Source organism: Collinsella sp. CLA-JM-H32B, from assembly GCF_040098065.1.
Classification (GTDB): domain Bacteria; phylum Actinomycetota; class Coriobacteriia; order Coriobacteriales; family Coriobacteriaceae; genus Collinsella.
Window position 1 is genome coordinate 37,779 of the sequence record NZ_JBBNNA010000011.1, and the last position, 16,068, is coordinate 53,846.

Here is a 16,068-nt window from a genome sequence, read left to right on the forward strand (position 1 = left end):
AGGAAGGGCTTACGATGAAAAACGTTCTGTGCTTTGGTGATAGCAATACCTATGGCTATGATCCGGCTGGTATGCGCGATGGCACCGCGGTGCGCTATGCGCAGGATGTGCGCTGGTGCGGCGTGGCGCAGCGTGACCTAGGCGATGGCTGGCATGTGATTGAGGAGGGGCTCAACGGCCGCACGACGGTGCGCGACGATATGTGCCATCTGGACACTAACCTCAACGGCATTCGCGCGCTTCCGATGCTGCTCGAGGCCCATAAGCCGCTGGAAGCCATTGTGATCATGCTGGGCACCAACGACTGTAAGACGGTCTTCAACGTGACAGCTTCCGATATCGCCCGTGGCGCCATGGCACTGATTCGCGCCGTCTGCGCGTTTCCGTGGACCGACGCTGCGCCTTGTCCGCGCATTCTGCTGATGGCTCCTATCAAGATCAAGCCGCAGATCGCCGATGTGTATATGACCGACTTTGACGAGCATTCCGTTGAGGCATCTGAGCATTTTGGCGAGTACTATGCGCACGTGGCAGAGCAGTTTGGCTGCGACTTTTTGAATGCCGCCGATTTTGCCGAGCCGGGCGATATCGACTATCTGCATATGATGCCCGAAAGTCACGAGAGCCTGGGCCACGCCGTGGCAGCCAAGCTCAAAGAGATGCTCGGTGAGTAGCGCGACCCCAAGCCACCACAAAGGTACCTTTGCGGTGGCTTGATTCGTCTGTTTGTCTTGATCTGTAACAGCTGTAAGGCCGAAAACGGGCTAGATGTTACAGATTGAGATTATTTAGGTCGATATCGGTCGTTTGTCTCGATCTGTAACATCTAGGGTCGATTTTGCCGAGTTACTGTTACAGATCGAGATGTTTGTGGGGACCACCGCAAAGGTGCCTGTCCCCTTTGCGGCGGCTTTGGGCTGCGAATCTTAATACTGCCACAACTAACGGTGCGCCATCTACCTGCGGCTTTGCGGGGGAATATCCTAACTTATCCCAAGCGCGTCGAAGGCGGCGCGGACGACCTGCTCGGCGGTGGGGCGGATATAGTGCCGTCCCGACACGCCGGGGAGGGCGTGGCCCATCAGCATCTCGATGAGGTCCCACGGCAGGCGGAGCTCGACCTCCGCTATCGTACGCCAGGAATTGCGGAGGTTCGACCACGGGATGTGCTCGATGCCGCGGGCGGCGCAGAGTTTCCGCCAGCGGTCGTTGCAGATGCTCCGGTTCATGGGCAGCCCGTCGCCCCGGTCACACATCCACTCGCGGCCCTCGGCGGCGCGGGCGGCCGCTATCTCGACGAGGCGCTCGGCGGCCTGCGGTAGGATCACGACGGTACGGGCGGACTTGGCGGTCTTGAGGGCGCCCACCGGCTCGGTGCCGGACTGCTGCATCTGGCGGCAGATGTCGGCGGAGGCGAGTACGGTGCCGCTGCGCTCCCAGCGCAGCACCTCCTCGGTGCGCACGCCAAGCGACTCGCCCGAGCGGCAGGAGCCGAAGCACGCGAGGATGAACGAGGGCTCCAGGGGGTTGCCGCGCAGTGCGTCGAGGACGCCCAGGGCCTCGTCGAGGGTGTAGACGCGCTTTGAGCGCTCGCGGGTCTTGCGGGTGGGCATGGTGTACCTGACGCTGGCGGCGAACGGGTCGAGCGGCAGGCGGATGAAGGTCGAGACGCAGGCGTAGACCTTGCGCAGGGTGAGCAGGGCGGTATCGGCGGTGGCGGCGGGAAGTGTCAGCAGCCAGTCCTGCAGCTCGACGGCGCGGAGCTGGTCGACGGGCGCCTGCCCCCAGCGGGGTCCGACGTAGTTCTTCCAAGAGCGCAGCACGAGGTCGCGGGTGTTGGGGGCGAGCGTCCCCGCCTCGACCTGTGCGGCCATCTTGGGGACGAGCCACGTCTCGTAGGCCTTGGCTATGGTGGGCACGGGGGCGTCGTCGGCGTGCTCGACGTGGATGCGGTCGAGCTCCGCGCACGCCTCGCGGTAGGTGCCGTACACGGTCTTGGTCTTGCGCCTGCGGCCCTGCGGCGTGTTCTGCATCCAGCGCAGGACGTACTTCTTGCCGCGCCTCATCTCGGTCACGGAGCCCCAGACGCGGCGACGCTGCTTCTTTGTCATATAATCAGATCCGTTCAGATCGCGGGCTTATTCTCCGTTTCGCCCGGTTCTGACTTCGGCCCCGTCTCACGTTCCAAAGTGCAGGGGCCGTATCCTTAGTCTCGGGGCCGCGGCATCAGCCTACGGTTCCGAGATTTTTTGCTTTCATGGGCATCACCTCCCTAGATGTAGACGCATGGAATCTCGCCCTTGCCGGCCCCCAATCTCCACAACGTGTTCGGTTTACATTTCGCCGCGATGGGGCGATAATCGGGATAGCTCATCCACCGTGTGTGTGAAGGAGTCCTCTGGAGGCGCCCAAACAGCGCCTCCTGCTTTTTCTGCGTGGTTTCTCGCCATCTCGCGTTCAATCATCTTCCTGCTGTGGTCGTTGTCGACGTAATACGCGGTTATCAGCAGGCAGTAGTGCTCTCTCGGCTCGAATACGACAATGTAGCTCTCTTCCTCAAGGTAAAACTTAATCCGTTCCCTTATCTGGGTGCCATTGCGGCTCTTCCTTGCGCGATGCTCCGCCTTCCAGGCTATAACGCCTCCGCAGCCGGGACTTTTGGGGCACCTCTCAGCATTCTCGATGAACGCCTTCGGCCATCTGATACGCCTGCACCTTTCGAGATCTGGCACACGGTCCTCTGGCAGACCCGACTTATGGTCGTAGTCCCTGCAGGTAAGGTGCCAAAAGGCTTCGGCCCGTCCCTCCAGCATGGGTTGGTACCGTATCTTTACCGGTTTCCCGTGGTAGACGGGCCTGCCCTCGATGAAATCACGCCTGAAGACGCTATAGACAAGAGCGTCGTATTCGCTCCAGGGACGCGAGCTGTCCCTTTCGAGCAGGGGCGGTATCCAGCAACAGTTCATGATGTGATTCCCCCGGCCTGCCAGACCAGTAGGTTCATCTTCTTTTCGCTGAGGAGCGAGGTCTTGACGAGGGAGAGGCCTGACCTCTGGATAATTCTATTGATGAGCCTGATCTTCGTGACGCTATCCGATGGCGTGATGGCGTCGTGGTTGTGGCGATACGCGATGGCGCCGGTAAGGATGTCAACGAGTTGCATCAACTGAACCTCGTCGGAGCGTATGGGCTGCACCCTCCTCACGATCTCATGGTTGAAATCGTACGCATCGTTCGCGAGCACGTTCTCAAGCTTCTGGGCGTTTCGCCCGGAATGGGTGTCCTTTATGTCGATATAGACGTAATACCGCGCGTCGCGGGAGAAGATCGTCTTCAGCATCGTGAAGTACATCTTGTAGTACCAGAGGTCATGGTCCTGGTTGAAGCGGGCGTGGTCCAGCTTTGATTTATCGGGAACTACAAGGCCCCTGAAGTGCAGGTCGTCGTCATCGAAGAAATAGTCGATGATGTTGACATAGAGGTCGTAGTTGCATGGCGACACCTTCGTCCACTTGACCTCGGCGCCCATCTCGATGCCATGCCTCGCCTTTATCTCCACGAGGCGCTTGTTTATCTCCCTGACTTTCGATTTGGGGCACCATACCGCCCCGAGCGACATCGCCTTGAAGCGATCGTGCTCGAGATGACAGCTCTCGTCGCAGTAGACATTAAACTCCTCGCCGCCGAAGGTGGCACCGTTTCCCGATTCGTAATATGCCCGCACGCCATCCAAAGCTAATGGCCTCATGCTTTCCCACCTCTTTTCCGTTCCTACTACCTCTCGTCCCGCTCGCCCATGTACCAGACGACTCGGCCCTTGCAGACCACGGGCGCATCGTCCGGGCCGGCGAGGATGTCGTCGTACTCGCCGGAGTGGCTGTCCGCCGTGAGCATCACGGTCGAGCGGCCCCGGGTGTAGTTGCGCACCACGGCGCCGTAGTCGGACGTCTCGGCGAGCACCGGCTGGCCGTTCACCGGCTCCATGTCGGGGTCGACGAGCAGCAGGGCGTCGTGGGGGAACCGGTTGTCCATGCAGCCGCCCTGGGCGTGGACCATGAAGCCGCGCGGGTGCGCGTCGGCGATGGAGGTGGGGACCTCGACCTCGTCGGCGAGGTTCCCCTCGTCCTCGAAGTCGCCCATGTGCGCGAAGCCCAGCAGGGGGACCATGCGCGAGGTGCCGCTGATGGCGGCCTCGGCGGCGTCCTCTCCCATGAGGTCGGCTGCGCTCGTCCCGAGCAGTTCGGCAAGTTGCCCTAACTTGGTTAGGCGAGGTTTCGCCCGGCCGTTTTCCCATGCTCCGATGGCCGCTGCCGACACGTCGAGCTTTTCGGCAATGTCTAGCTGGGTCAATCCTGCTTTTGTGCGTAGCGACCGGAGCTTATCACCAAATTCCATAGTGCCTCCTAACTGGGTTACTTTCATCCTAAGCAAAAATAATTTTGGTTTAAAGCAAAAAGTAATTGTGGTTTGACCCAAATTAGATTATGATTAGGTCAACGAAAGGAGGAACGGATGCAGAACCTTAAGGAGTTTCGAGAAGCTGGGGCCAAGCGATTCCAGAAAAAGGAAATCGCCGCAGCTCTGGGAATTACCGAGCCGACGCTCACAGCCATTGAGGACGCGCAGGCAGACAAGCTAACGCCCACAATGGCGGACAAGCTAGGCAAGCACTTCGGCATTGACGGCAATATTTTTTTGGGTATCGACCCTAAATAAATTAGGGTGCAAACGAAACGGAGAGAACCATGAACGAGAACTACATCGACATCGAGCTGGGCGGCTGGAACATCCCCGAGGCCATCACGGTCGAGGCCGAGCCCGTCGAGGCCCGCGACCTTTCCGACTTCGAGCTGTAGGGGAGGGCGACATGATTCAACTGATTATCGGAGCTGGTTTGGGACTCGGCGGCGTGGCCGCCGCCGTCGCCATCAAGCGATATAACGAGGCCGAGCGCGAGAGGGCCGCCGGGCCCGCGGACCATTGGGGCAACAAGTACGAGGCCCGCATCGTCTCGCCCGCGTGCGCCCTGCCCCTCATCCTGGTTGGTGCCGTCATCGCCGCCACCGCCTGCCTCTACACGCAGGACACCGGCGAGGTCTGCGTCATCCGCAACCTCGGCGGCTCGCTCGCCGGCTCGACCTCCGAGGCCGGTTTCCACGCCAAGGCCCCCTGGCAGGACGTCGTGACCTACGACGTCCGCAACAACCTCATCAACTTCTACGGGGACACCGACTACAAGGTGGACGGCGGCTCCTACGAGGGCAAGCAGGTCTCCATCAACGACAAGTCGGGCGCCAGCGCCAACATCGACATCCAGGTCAACTACTCCCTTAACCCCGACGCCGCGCTCAGCCTCTACAGCGAGTACGGCACGCAGGAGAGCTTCGTCGAGAAGTACATCTCCAACGACGTCCGCGCCGTCACCCGCGAGGTCTCGGGCGGCTTCGACACGGTGACGATGCTCACCGACCGCTCTCAGTTCACCAAGGCCGTCCAGAAGGCCCTCACCGAGAAGTGGAAGGGCATAGGCCTCACGGTCGAGCAGGTGAGCGTGCAGGACGTCCGCTACCCGAAGAACATCACCAAGAGCTACAGCGAGGCGCAGGCGGCCGAGGTCGCCAAGCAGAAGGCCCAGAACGAGCAGGAGACGGCCAAGGTACAGGCCGAGACCAAGAAGATCGAGGCCCAGGGCGAGGCGGACGCGAACGCGGTCCTCGCGAACTCGCTCAACGACCAGGTCATCCAGCAGCACTACATCGACGCGCTCAAGAGCATCGGCAAGGACGGCAACCTCGTCGTCGTGCCCGAGGGCTCCCAGCCGATCGTGGGCACGAAGTAGGGGCGGTGGAGATGTTGAACCTTATCCATGCGGCCGTCCGGGTCTTCCTCGACGTTCTCGCGGTCGCGTTCGTGCTAGAGCACACCCGCGAGCTTCATGAGAAACATCGCGAGATCAACGACGCGCCCAAGCAGGTCGCAGGCGTCGTTGATGAACCCGGCGAGGACGATCGCGGCGCTGATGCGAGGGTGCCGCTCGACCCAGTCGACGAGCCGCACGAGTAGGGGGCCCGCTGGTCGGACGTGCTTCGGACGATATGTCTGCTGTCTACGAATCATGGCCCGAAGCCTACCGCGCGCATAACGCGGACACGCGGGTATTGCCGCTCAGGCAACCCGCGGGCCCCATCCCCGGGGCGGCACCGTTGCCCCGCGGCTCTCCAATAACCATCCGCGGGGACGTTCCCTACCGGTGCCGTGCCGGGGGCGAGGCCCCGAAAGCAAGCAAAAAAAGAGCCGCCCGGTGTGGAAAGCGGGGACGGCTCCAGACCTGAAAGGAGGTCACTCATGGATTCTAGCAGAGCCAAAACGTTCCAGCAGATGGCCGACGAGCTAGGCATCCGCCACAAGCTGATGTACACGCTGCGCGAGGCGTCGAGGGTGACGGGGGTGCCCTACGACACGCTGCGCATCGAGTGCAAGGCGGGTCGCCTGCGCTCGCAGCTGCCCGAGGGGCGCAAGGTGGGGCGCATGGTGCGCCCGGAATGGGTGGAGCAGTGGATCGAGGAGGGAACGCATGGCATCGAGGCTGCTTAGGTGCGCGGGGTTCGTCGTGCTCCTGTTCGTGGTGAACGCCCTCATGCCGTACGTCCTGCGGGCGATGCTGCTCGCGGCGGACGGCATCCGCGTCGTGCTCGGGATGGGGTCGGTATTGTGATCGGCAGGCGATTCGCGTTCACCGTCCCGTTCGTGGCGGGCAAGCAGCGCCACAGGCTCGACCGCAGGCACGCCCGGATGTACACGCCAAACGAGACCATCCGCAACGAGGCCGCCATCCGCGATGCGGCGCTCGGGGCCATGCGGGAGGCGTACCCGAAGCTCGAGGGGCTGCTGTTCCCGTTCAGGGTGCCCGTCGCGGTGCGCATCGACGTGTACGAGCCGCTGCCCGTGTCGAGGCCGAAGCGCGTCACGTCGGAACCGAACACGTTCAAGCCGGACGCGGACAACATCGCCAAGCTGGTGATGGACGGGATGAACGGGGCGGTCTGGGGCGATGACAGCCAGGTTGCCGAGGTCCACGTGGTCAAGTGGCCCCGTCGGCGCGGCATCGAGCCGCACATGGACATACAGGTATATCGCGGCTGGGCAGACCCAGCTGAAGAGAAAAAGTAGAAACGGAGATTAAGCAATGGAGTACATGCACATAAAAGTCCAAGTCGATGGCGATGCGTTCGAGGTGCTTGACGAGTTTGCCACGAACTTAATCCTCGTCGCGGACGAGAAGGGCGCTGAGATAGGGAAAAGGGGCCTTAAGCCCGCGTGCCTGCGCGGCATCGCCTACGGGCTTCTGTTCAGTCTGAAGCTATTGGGAGCCGATGCGCAGGACCTCGAAATCTACGACCGCATTGTCGACAGCGCTGGCCGCATGGAGCGCATCTACAAGCTGGACGGGCCGCGTGGCGTGTTCGCCGAGCTGGCAGGCGTGAACATCGAGAAGGTCGAGATCAAGGACGGAGAGGTGGCCATCAATGAGTAACGAGGTCATCGAGTTCAAGGACGACGCGGGCATGCCCGTCAGGTTCACCTCGCAGGACATCCGCGAGCGCCTGTGCCCCAACGCCACCGACAGCGAGCTGGCGCTGTGCGTGGAGCTTTGCAACCGACAGCACCTGAACCCATTCACCAAGGAGGTGTACCTGGTCAAGTACGGCAGCGCCCCGGCGAGCATCATCACTTCCTACCAGGTGTTCAACCGCCGCGCGAACAGGCAGCCCAACTACGGCGGCATCGAGAGCGGCGTCGTGGTGCTCCGCGACGGCGAGGTCGTCAAGAAGAAGGGCTCCGCCGTCTACAAGATGATCGGGGAGCAGCTCATCGGCGGCTGGGCAGAGGTCGCTTTCACCGACGGCAAGAAGCCCGCATACGTCGAGCTGGCGCTCACCGACTACAGCACCGGCAAGAGCAACTGGGCGAAGATGCCGGGCGTCATGATCGAGAAGTGCGCCAAGGCCGGCGCGTGGCGCCTGGCCTACCCCGACGAGTTCGGCGGGATGTACACGGGCGAGGAGATGGACCAGAAGGTCGCGCAGGACATGCGCGCCGGCACTCAGGCTGTCGAGGCCGAGAGCGTCGAGCCCGTGGCCGACCTGCAGCCCGTGCGCGATCTGTTCAAGCCGTTCATGGCGGCGACCGGGCTCAACAGCGCCGGGGCCATGGCGGCTATCTGCGCCGCCGTGGGCTGCACGTCGGGTTCCATGCACGACATGACGCTCATGCAGGCGCGCCGCGCGGCCTCGTGGATGGAGGAGGAGATCGCGGCACGCAAGGCACAGCCCGAGCCCGCCATCCCCGAGCCGGAGCCCGTGCCCGTCTATGAGCCCGCGCCCGCCGAGTATGCGACCGACGACGACCTGCTGGGAGGCTTCTAATGGCAGACGAGGTTTTGGCGGTCGAGGCCGTGCCGCTCGAGGAGGACTTCGACACGCTGGTGGCGTCGCTCGCCATCGACGACACGCTCGAGGACAAGCTGGCGAAGCTCAAGAAGAGCGTGGACGAGAAGCTGGCGGACTACGTCGACGTCAAGCACATCGAGAAGGACGAGGACTTCAAGGCGGCGAAGAAGTACCGCGCGGCTGTCAACGCCGTGAAGAAGCCCATCGAGGAACAGCGCAAGGCCGCGAAGAAGAAGTACAGAGACCTGCTCAAGACGTTCGACAAGACCATCGGCGAGATCACGGCGCCCATCGACAAACTCTCCGATGAGTACAAGGCCGAGATCGACCGATACGACGGCGAGTGCAGGAAACGCCGCCTCGCCGCGCTCAAGGGCCACTACTACGACCTCGCGGGCGAGATGGGGCCGCTGGTGCCCTACGAGCGCATCGCCGACGACAAGTGGCTCAACGCGAGGTTCGGCGAGGTCAAGGCCAAGAACATCATCGAGCGCCGTGTGGGCGAGCTGCTGCACCAGTTCAAGTTTGTCAACGGGCTCGACTACGCCGACGAGTCCGAGAAGGCGTGGGCCGTGGCGTGGTGGACGAGGACGCTGCCGATGGACTCGGGCGAGGTGGCGGCTGCGGTCGCCGCGCACCGCGAGGAGGTGGCCAAGGCCGCCTCGCTCGTATCGACCTACGAGCAGGCGACGGCATCGAAGCCCGAGCCGGTGCCGCTCGACCCCGAGCCGGTGCCTGCCGAGCATCCCGAGCCTGAGGACCCCTTTGGCGGGCCGAGATGCGTGCGGGTGGTCCCGTCGCGCCCCGAGCCGGAAGTGGCCGAGGACGCAGCCACGGCACCGCAGAGGGGCTACCGCGTGGTCATCGAGTGCGCCACGGCGGACGAGCTGCGCCGCGTGAGGGCAGTAATGGTCGAGAACGGCATCCACGGACACGTAGAGAGGATGTAGGACATGGAGAAGAACCTGCCGCCGACCCGAACGCCGGAGCAGCGCAAGGAGGCGATGGCGAAGGCCGTCCACACGCGCCGCGAGCGCGCCGCGTTCAAGGCCGCCTGCAAGGCGGGCAACATCCCGCCCGAGGCGGCCATCGAGGCGCCCATCGCGCAGAGGCTCAAGGTCGAGGAGTTCGCCCGCTCGTTCCCGGGCATCGGCACGGTCAAGGCGAAGGTGATCGTCAAGGCGCTTGACATCCCCGACGGCCGCCGCGTGAGCGGCCTTGGTTACATGCAGGGGCCGCGCCTTGTCGCGTTTATCAAGAACAACATGACCGCGAAGGAGGACGGGCAGTGAGCATCAACCGAGTAAACATCAGCGGCAACCTGACCCGCGACCCGGAGCTGCGCGCTACGGCGGGCGGGACGCAGGTCCTGTCCTTCGGAGTCGCCGTGAACGACCGCCGACGCAACGCGCAGACGGGCGAGTGGGAGGACTACCCCAACTTCGTCGACTGCACGATGTTCGGCAACCGCGCCGAGGCCGTGGGCCGTTTCCTCGCCATGGGCATGAAGGTCGCCATCGAGGGCAAGCTGCGCTACAGCTCATGGGAGCGCGACGGGCAGAAGCGCTCGAAGCTCGAGGTTATCGTCGACGAGATCGAGGTCATGGTGCGCCGTGAGGGGCAGACGCAGGCCCAGCCGCAGCAGAGCCTCGCGGACACGGTACCCGTGCAGTCCCGGGCGCAGGCAGCGCCGCAGTGGAGCGCCCAGCAGGCCTACGCCGCGGTCCCGCAGTCCGAGTTCTACGACGAGGACGTGCCGTTCTGATGAGGCACGTACCCGACATCATCCGCGACCACTGGGAGGCGGCCCTGTTCGCCGCCTCCTTCTCCGCGGGTTTCCTGTTCTTCTCTTCAATCCTTTGGGGGTGGTTCTGATGGCCAACAAGTTCACGTGGTTCCCGAAGTTTACCAAGGCCCTGGAGCGAATGCCGGAGGGGCCACGCGCCCAGATGCTCTGGGCCATCGTCCAGTACGGGGCGAACGGCGTCGAGCCCGAGTTCAACAGCGACAACTGCTCGGTCGAGGTCGGCATTGATGCCGACGGAGAACCAATCACCGTCGATTACTCCTGGAACATGGAAACCATCTTCGAGACCATCCGAGAGGACATCGACAACTCGGTCGAGGCGCGGGCTAGAAACAAGGGCGGCAGGCCGCGCAAGGCCAAGCCCGAGCCGGAACCTGAACCGCGAAACGGAAACGGTGGTTTCGAGGTTTCGGAAACCGATAAAACGGGGGTTTCGGAAAGTGAAAACGGGGGTTTCGAGGTTTCGGAAACCCAAGAAACCCCTCCTTATATACCAAACCATACCAAGCCAGACCAAACCATAGACAGTCCAATCCAGGGCAGGGTAGATGCAATGCCCGCCGCGCCCGAGGGCTTCGAGCCGCCGACCCTGGACGAGGCCCGCGGGTACTTCGGCGCCAACTGCCTGAGCGGCGACCCGGACGCCTTCTGGGCCTACTTCGAGTCGCAGGGCTGGGTCAAGGGCAACGGCCAGCCGGTGAGCAACTGGGGCGCCCTCGCGCTCGACTGGTCCAGGCGCCAGAAGCGCATCGACGCCGACGACCGGGCGAGGGGCAAGCCCACCGCCTCGGAGGTCGAGGCCGCCACGTTCAAGCCGACGAGGACGCCCGAGCAGACGAGGGCGGAGCTCGAGCGCAGGTGGCGAGAGGAACATCCGGGCATCGACCCGGCGAAGGTGAAGGCCCCGAGGGGGACGACCGCCGACCCGGTGGCGCTCAAGGCGTACCAGGACGCGCGGCGCCTGCTGGACGCGAGGGCCGCGTGCGAGAGGAGGGCGTCATGAGCTTGGACGACGAGAGGAGCGAGAACATGGGCAGACCGAAGGGGTCCGCGAGCATCTACGACGACGGGCCGCGCAGCGCCCGCTGCGAGACGTGCGGGTTCTGCGCCGTGAGCGAGGCGGTCATGACGGCATCCGGCGAGGGCCGCAAGCGGTACACGTGCATGCGCTGCCCCGACTTCGTGCACGCCACGCAGGGGCTCGCGAGGTGCAACTACTGGGAGGCGCGACATGAGGGCTGAGTCGCTGGACAGGCGCAGGGGCTACGTGCTCGTGTGCGGGCAGTGCGGCAGGCGGTTCCGCTCGGCATACAGGGATCAGAGGTACTGCTGCGGATGGTGCGAGAACGTGGCGCACAGGAACGCGAGCAAGCGGCCCGTGGACGTGTACCTCGGCGCGAGGAGCGAGAGGGGCCGCGAGATCAACGCCATGCGCTCGGCGCTGGCGGAGGGGAGGCGCATCTGATGCGGGACGGTTACCTGCTCAACCTGCGGACGTTCCACGAGGTGAGGGACGACAAGGCGCAGGCGCTCAAGCCGCTCGAGGAGGCGGCCGAGGTGCTCGGCGCCTGGCAGGACTGCGACGACATGCGCCTCAGCCCGATCATGACGGCGCGCAGGGAGTACCGCCAGAGCCTTATCGACGAGTGCATGGACGTGGTCCAGGCGGTCGTCAGCCTGCTCGACGCCGAGGGGTTCACGCAGGAGGACGTGGACGCGGCAATCGAGCGCTGCAACGAGAGGAACCGAGAGAGGGGACATTTGTGATGGAGACTTTGGATCAGATCAAGGCCGACGCGGTCGAGGTGTTCCATTTCGACCGCGAGTGCAGGCCGCAGGACAGGGCGCACGCCTACCTGGGGAAGTACCGCGTCAGGCGCGGCTACAACGACACGGCGATGCAGGTCGCGGTGACCGACATGATCGAGCGCGCCTACGAGGCGGGAAGGGCTGAGGTCGCCGGCGCGAACCTCGTGCAGAACCTGCGCCGCCAGCTGACGAGCATCGAGGCGACCGTCGGGGACGCCATCGACCTGCTCGACGAGAGCACGGGGGCGGTGGAGTGCGATGAGTGACTCGAGGGTCGGCGGATACCCGATGGGGGTGACGGACGCCGCCATCGAGCGCTGCCTCGGCGGGGCCGGGGAGCCGCGGATGTGCGGGAACTGCAGGCACTTCTGCGGATGCGACATCCACGTCGACTACGGCTACTGCCACCTCGCGTTCGAGCGCGCCTACGACACGGAGGCGCCCGACCGCAAGGAAGGGTTCTGGCGCCTGGCGAAGTGCGCCGTGGCGTGGCTCATGGAGAACCTGCTGTACTGCGAGGACGAGTGCGGCGAGTGCCGCGACTACGAGGAGGTTGAGTGATGGGCGTCGAATTGCCGAGAGATGCCGAGGGCCGCGAGATACCGCTTGATACCGTGGCGCTGTTCAACCGTGACGGGAACGTATATAGCATCGTGCGATGGACATTCACCACGGACTTTGATTTGAGTGACGGATGGTCGAACAAATGGCGTGCGATTACCGACCGTGGATTTGCACTCGACCCAACACTCGTGTACCTCACCACGCCCGAGCCCGACACATGGGAGAAATTGGAGGATGACTTGGACAGGTGCATCGAGGCGGACGGCCTTTGTTCGTACCACAACCCGTCCGGAGTGTGTTTCAAATGCATCTTGGACGGCGACGGCCCATGTCATGGTGATTCGTATGCGCTAAAGGACATCAAGGAGCGCATCCGCAAGCTGAGGGGTGAGGACTGATGAAGCGTCAAAAGACCGTAAAGCCATACTGCGACCGAGTGAGCGAACGAGAGCGGCGAGATATCGTGACTGCGCTACGGAACATCGTGTTTCTCGAAGATGACGAGACGGGTGAGGAGTACTGCGAGGTCAACGACATTCTTGATGCTCTCGACGTGCACACTGACGTCGATTGGACTCTTGGCCGCGATGAAGTAGAGCGCCTTATCGACATAGTGAACGTTCCACAGAACGGACCGAGGAAGTACAAGCTCAATGTCAAGGCGCTGAGCGAATGGATGAAAAGGACGCATACGACGCAGGCCGAGCTGGCGAAGTTGGCTGGCGTCGCGGCCTGTATGCCGAACCAATGGCTCAACGGCATGAAGGAGCCACGAATGAGCTCGATGCTCAATCTCGCGGACGCGACCGGGATGAGCGTTTATGACCTTATAGAGGTGGATGAATGATAACCGATGAAGAGAGCCGCGAGACGGCGAAGAGGTTACGCGAGATCTCATACAAGCCCGGGTGGTCACTTGGCGATTGGTGGTTGCGTGTTCATGGGGCCGTGGTCGGTTCCGAACACTGCATGTGTCCCCAAGAGGACGTGGCTGTAATCGCCGACCTAATCGACCGCCCGATGTGCCACGACCTTGTCAAGCACAAGCAGGATCCGTTCATCCCGGGCAAGCGGATGGCCGACGGCTACTTCCACTGCTCAAACTGCGATTGGAACGGACAGCTTTTGGAGTACATCAGCTCCGGAGGCATGTTGGCTTACGAGCCGGTCCATTGCCCGAAATGCGGGGAGGAGATCAAGCGTCGTCGGTGAGTTGGTCCCCGGCGCCTGATAAGGTTCTGCCGTGGCGGGCGAGCTTTAGGGGGTATGCGAATGGCGTACAGGCCACCTGTGGGAGATGGGCCAAAAGGCCCATCCACAAAGTCAGCACATCCGTTGAGGGACGAGTGGGCGCTCCGTAAGGGGCGCTCCTCTTACGTCCTGTGGACGGATGAGATGATAGGGCGGATGCAGGCTCACCCGGAGCGGACGGCGGCGGAGATCGCGGCGGAGCTCAGGGTGACGCCGAGCGCCGTGAGGCACGCGCGGCAGCGGTACGGGCGCTTTTCGACCGGAACGGACGGTCTGTGCATCGTGTGCGACGCGCGGCCCGTGTTCGACACGTCGGCGCAGGCGAAGAGATGGAGGCTGTGCAAGGGGTGCTATCTGGCGGAGCGGAAGAGGCGGCTCGAGGAGGAGGCTGAGAGCAACCGCATACGACAGGCCGCGCACAGGAAGAAGGCCTAGTAGCCGAAAGGCCCCGGGAAACCGGGGCCTTTTCTTTAAACGTTACCCCCTTTTTACGCTCGTGGGCAAACGCACGCGCTTGTCCACGTGCGTAAAAAGGTGGGAACGTTCGCGTTTCCATATGGCTATCTACCAGCGGAAACGTGATTTTGTGGCGGGAAAAGGGCGTGAAAAACTGACCAAGGAGGGCATCGAGGATGCCCTCCGCCTGTGCCGCGTCGGCATGACCGACAAGGACATCGCCGCATATCTCGGGGTGGCCCCCGAGACATACAGCCGCTGGATCAACCACCCCAGAACCGACAATCAACGTCAACTGTGTCAAGCCATGAAAAAGGGCGAGGTCGAGCGCAAGGCGACGCTCGTGGGCCGCATCATGGATGCGAGCGACGACAGCTGGCAGGCGGCGGCGTGGCTGCTCGAGCGCAAATACCCGCAGGAGTACGCCAAGGCGCAGCGCATCATGGACACCACCGACACGGCGGTGCTCAAGGCCGCCAAGGAGCTCGTGCTGTCCGTGCCGTCCTCAATCGGCGGGGACGAGTAGCCGATGCCGCTCACGAGGATGCAGCGCGAGTACCTCGCCAACTGCACGCACCGCTACAACGTGAAGTGCGGGGCGACGGGCTCGGGCAAGAGCTACGTCGACATAGCCGTGACCATACCGCAGAGGCTTCTCGCCATGAGGGGCGAGGGGCTGGCGGTGATGATCGGGAACACCCGCTCGACGCTCGAGCGCAACATCCTCGAGCCGATGCGCTCGCTCTACAGCGAAGACGTCGTCAGCCAGATCGGGCGGGACAACACGGCCCAGATATTCGGCCGCAAGGTCTACTGCCTCGGGGCGGATAAGAAGACAAGCGTATCCAAGATTCAGGGCGCCACGTTCGAGTGGGTCTACGGCGACGAGGTCGCCACGTGGAGCGAAGACGTGTTCCAGATGCTCAAGAGCCGCCTGCGCTGCGAGCACAGCCGCTTCGACGGCACCTGCAACCCCGACAGCCCGAACCACTGGTTCAAGCGGTTCCTCGACGGCGACAGCGACATCTACAGGCAGGACTACACGATCTGGGACGGTGCGCTGGCACCGGATGTCATCGAGGCCCTCATCAAGGACTACGGCAGCGGCGTGTACTACGACCGCTACATCTTGGGCAAGTGGACGCTGGCCGAGGGCCTGGTCTACCCCGGGTGGGAGGGCGCACTCGAGAGCCGGTATACGGGCGGCGCCGTCAAGTACGCGGTGTCTTGCGACTACGGCACGCAGAACGCCTTCGCGGCGCTGCTGTGGGCGTTTGACGGCAAGGTGTGGCACGTGGTGGACGAGTACCGCTACTCGGGCCGCGACACGGGGCACCAGAAGACGGACGCCGACTACGTGGCCGACATGGCCGATTTCGTGCGCGGGCTGAGCAATCCGCCCAAGTTCATCATCGACCCGAGCGCCACGAGCTTCATCGCCGCGATGCGGCAGGCCGGGTTCAAGACCAAGAACGGGCGCAACGACGTGGCGGACGGCATACGCGAGACGGACGTGTGCCTGGGCAACGGCACGGTGCGCATCTCCGACACCTGCACGGGGCTGATAGGCGAGCTCGGCGGCTACTGCTGGGACGCCAAGGCCGACGGCGACAGGCCCGTCAAGGTCGAGGACCACAGCTGCGACGCACTCCGTTACGGGGTGGCGACCATGCGCATGTACAAGCCTGCGAAACGGCAGGTAAACCCATTCTTTGAACGGAGGTAGCGGCT

28 protein-coding genes are annotated in these 16,068 nt (G+C 63.3%); 24 read left to right on the forward strand and 4 right to left on the reverse strand.

The annotated features are described in order from the left end of the window. Nucleotides 1-14 precede the first annotated feature (14 nt). Nucleotides 15-674, forward strand: a complete 660-nt coding sequence (locus AAA138_RS07035) for a GDSL-type esterase/lipase family protein (protein WP_349090147.1) — start codon at nucleotides 15-17, stop codon at nucleotides 672-674. A 309-nt stretch (nucleotides 675-983) separates the two neighbouring features. Here AAA138_RS07035 and AAA138_RS07040 read toward each other — a convergent pair whose 3' ends face one another. The 4 genes from AAA138_RS07040 to AAA138_RS07055 form a co-directional block, all read right to left on the reverse strand. Next, nucleotides 984-2,111: a hypothetical protein gene (locus AAA138_RS07040; protein ID WP_349090149.1), complete on the reverse strand. Its 1,128-nt coding sequence runs from the start codon at nucleotides 2,109-2,111 to the stop codon at nucleotides 984-986. A gap of 222 nt (nucleotides 2,112-2,333) precedes the next feature. Next, nucleotides 2,334-2,966, reverse strand: a complete 633-nt coding sequence (locus AAA138_RS07045) for a hypothetical protein (protein ID WP_349090150.1) — start codon at nucleotides 2,964-2,966, stop codon at nucleotides 2,334-2,336. Next, complete coding sequence (locus AAA138_RS07050) at nucleotides 2,963-3,748, reverse strand: DUF3800 domain-containing protein (RefSeq protein ID WP_349090151.1); 786 nt, start codon at nucleotides 3,746-3,748, stop codon at nucleotides 2,963-2,965. The genes AAA138_RS07045 and AAA138_RS07050 overlap by 4 nt, the downstream gene beginning before the upstream one ends. Nucleotides 3,749-3,774: 26 nt before the next feature. Then, on the reverse strand, nucleotides 3,775-4,395 hold the full coding sequence (locus tag AAA138_RS07055; RefSeq protein ID WP_349090152.1) for a helix-turn-helix domain-containing protein: 621 nt from the start codon (nucleotides 4,393-4,395) through the stop codon (nucleotides 3,775-3,777). A 117-nt stretch (nucleotides 4,396-4,512) separates the two neighbouring features. Here AAA138_RS07055 and AAA138_RS07060 point away from each other — a divergent pair, with 117 nt between their 5' ends. The 23 genes from AAA138_RS07060 (at nucleotide 4,513) to AAA138_RS07170 (ending at nucleotide 16,063) form a co-directional block, all read left to right on the forward strand. Then, complete coding sequence (locus tag AAA138_RS07060) at nucleotides 4,513-4,716, forward strand: helix-turn-helix domain-containing protein (protein ID WP_349090154.1); 204 nt, start codon at nucleotides 4,513-4,515, stop codon at nucleotides 4,714-4,716. A gap of 151 nt (nucleotides 4,717-4,867) precedes the next feature. After that, nucleotides 4,868-5,839 (forward strand): prohibitin family protein, encoded by a 972-nt coding sequence (locus AAA138_RS07065; protein ID WP_349090155.1) that lies wholly within the window; start codon nucleotides 4,868-4,870, stop codon nucleotides 5,837-5,839. 11 nt (nucleotides 5,840-5,850) lie between these two features. Continuing rightward, nucleotides 5,851-6,063, forward strand: a complete 213-nt coding sequence (locus AAA138_RS07070; RefSeq protein WP_055309833.1) for a hypothetical protein — start codon at nucleotides 5,851-5,853, stop codon at nucleotides 6,061-6,063. Between the two features lie 282 nt (nucleotides 6,064-6,345). Then, a complete protein-coding gene (locus AAA138_RS07075; protein ID WP_006234222.1) occupies nucleotides 6,346-6,594 on the forward strand; it encodes a hypothetical protein in 249 nt (82 codons plus the stop codon). Continuing rightward, nucleotides 6,575-6,715 carry a hypothetical protein gene (locus AAA138_RS07080; RefSeq protein ID WP_349090156.1) on the forward strand — a complete coding sequence of 47 codons (141 nt, stop codon included), beginning with the start codon at nucleotides 6,575-6,577 and terminating at the stop codon, nucleotides 6,713-6,715. Before AAA138_RS07075 ends, AAA138_RS07080 begins: the two co-directional genes overlap by 20 nt. Then, entirely contained in the window at nucleotides 6,712-7,170 is a 459-nt protein-coding gene (locus AAA138_RS07085) for a RusA family crossover junction endodeoxyribonuclease (RefSeq protein ID WP_349090157.1), read from the forward strand. Before AAA138_RS07080 ends, AAA138_RS07085 begins: the two co-directional genes overlap by 4 nt. A 16-nt stretch (nucleotides 7,171-7,186) precedes the next feature. Beyond that, a complete protein-coding gene (locus tag AAA138_RS07090; RefSeq protein ID WP_349090158.1) occupies nucleotides 7,187-7,534 on the forward strand; it encodes a hypothetical protein in 348 nt (115 codons plus the stop codon). Further along, nucleotides 7,527-8,426 carry a phage recombination protein Bet gene (gene bet / locus AAA138_RS07095; RefSeq protein WP_349090160.1) on the forward strand — a complete coding sequence of 300 codons (900 nt, stop codon included), beginning with the start codon at nucleotides 7,527-7,529 and terminating at the stop codon, nucleotides 8,424-8,426. The genes AAA138_RS07090 and bet overlap by 8 nt, the downstream gene beginning before the upstream one ends. After that, on the forward strand, nucleotides 8,426-9,400 hold the full coding sequence (locus AAA138_RS07100; protein ID WP_349090161.1) for a DUF1351 domain-containing protein: 975 nt from the start codon (nucleotides 8,426-8,428) through the stop codon (nucleotides 9,398-9,400). The genes bet and AAA138_RS07100 overlap by 1 nt, the downstream gene beginning before the upstream one ends. A 3-nt stretch (nucleotides 9,401-9,403) precedes the next feature. Continuing rightward, nucleotides 9,404-9,742, forward strand: coding sequence for an integration host factor, actinobacterial type (mihF, locus tag AAA138_RS07105; RefSeq protein WP_349090162.1), 339 nt, complete (start codon nucleotides 9,404-9,406; stop codon nucleotides 9,740-9,742). Then, a complete protein-coding gene (ssb, locus tag AAA138_RS07110) occupies nucleotides 9,739-10,215 on the forward strand; it encodes a single-stranded DNA-binding protein (protein WP_349090163.1) in 477 nt (158 codons plus the stop codon). The genes mihF and ssb overlap by 4 nt, the downstream gene beginning before the upstream one ends. Before the next feature lie 109 nt (nucleotides 10,216-10,324). Beyond that, complete coding sequence (locus AAA138_RS07115) at nucleotides 10,325-11,260, forward strand: hypothetical protein (protein WP_349090164.1); 936 nt, start codon at nucleotides 10,325-10,327, stop codon at nucleotides 11,258-11,260. Beyond that, nucleotides 11,257-11,499 carry a hypothetical protein gene (locus AAA138_RS07120; RefSeq protein ID WP_349090165.1) on the forward strand — a complete coding sequence of 81 codons (243 nt, stop codon included), beginning with the start codon at nucleotides 11,257-11,259 and terminating at the stop codon, nucleotides 11,497-11,499. Before AAA138_RS07115 ends, AAA138_RS07120 begins: the two co-directional genes overlap by 4 nt. Continuing rightward, nucleotides 11,489-11,722, forward strand: a complete 234-nt coding sequence (locus tag AAA138_RS07125; protein ID WP_349090166.1) for a hypothetical protein — start codon at nucleotides 11,489-11,491, stop codon at nucleotides 11,720-11,722. The genes AAA138_RS07120 and AAA138_RS07125 overlap by 11 nt, the downstream gene beginning before the upstream one ends. Further along, entirely contained in the window at nucleotides 11,722-12,024 is a 303-nt protein-coding gene (locus AAA138_RS07130) for a hypothetical protein (RefSeq protein ID WP_349090168.1), read from the forward strand. Before AAA138_RS07125 ends, AAA138_RS07130 begins: the two co-directional genes overlap by 1 nt. Nucleotides 12,025-12,032: 8 nt before the next feature. Then, entirely contained in the window at nucleotides 12,033-12,332 is a 300-nt protein-coding gene (locus AAA138_RS07135) for a hypothetical protein (protein ID WP_349090169.1), read from the forward strand. Nucleotides 12,333-12,411: 79 nt separating this feature from the next. After that, entirely contained in the window at nucleotides 12,412-12,627 is a 216-nt protein-coding gene (locus AAA138_RS07140; protein ID WP_349090171.1) for a hypothetical protein, read from the forward strand. Continuing rightward, complete coding sequence (locus AAA138_RS07145) at nucleotides 12,627-13,028, forward strand: hypothetical protein (RefSeq protein WP_349090173.1); 402 nt, start codon at nucleotides 12,627-12,629, stop codon at nucleotides 13,026-13,028. The genes AAA138_RS07140 and AAA138_RS07145 overlap by 1 nt, the downstream gene beginning before the upstream one ends. Then, a complete protein-coding gene (locus AAA138_RS07150; protein WP_349090175.1) occupies nucleotides 13,028-13,477 on the forward strand; it encodes a helix-turn-helix transcriptional regulator in 450 nt (149 codons plus the stop codon). The genes AAA138_RS07145 and AAA138_RS07150 overlap by 1 nt, the downstream gene beginning before the upstream one ends. Then, nucleotides 13,474-13,842 carry a hypothetical protein gene (locus AAA138_RS07155; protein WP_349090176.1) on the forward strand — a complete coding sequence of 123 codons (369 nt, stop codon included), beginning with the start codon at nucleotides 13,474-13,476 and terminating at the stop codon, nucleotides 13,840-13,842. The genes AAA138_RS07150 and AAA138_RS07155 overlap by 4 nt, the downstream gene beginning before the upstream one ends. A 123-nt stretch (nucleotides 13,843-13,965) precedes the next feature. After that, the gene (locus AAA138_RS07160) at nucleotides 13,966-14,316 is read left to right on the forward strand and encodes a hypothetical protein (RefSeq protein WP_349090178.1); all 351 of its coding nucleotides are present in this window, start codon (nucleotides 13,966-13,968) and stop codon (nucleotides 14,314-14,316) included. A gap of 151 nt (nucleotides 14,317-14,467) precedes the next feature. Beyond that, nucleotides 14,468-14,863 carry a helix-turn-helix domain-containing protein gene (locus AAA138_RS07165; protein WP_349090179.1) on the forward strand — a complete coding sequence of 132 codons (396 nt, stop codon included), beginning with the start codon at nucleotides 14,468-14,470 and terminating at the stop codon, nucleotides 14,861-14,863. A 3-nt stretch (nucleotides 14,864-14,866) separates the two neighbouring features. Further along, entirely contained in the window at nucleotides 14,867-16,063 is a 1,197-nt protein-coding gene (locus AAA138_RS07170; protein ID WP_349090180.1) for a phage terminase large subunit, read from the forward strand. Nucleotides 16,064-16,068 lie beyond the last annotated feature (5 nt).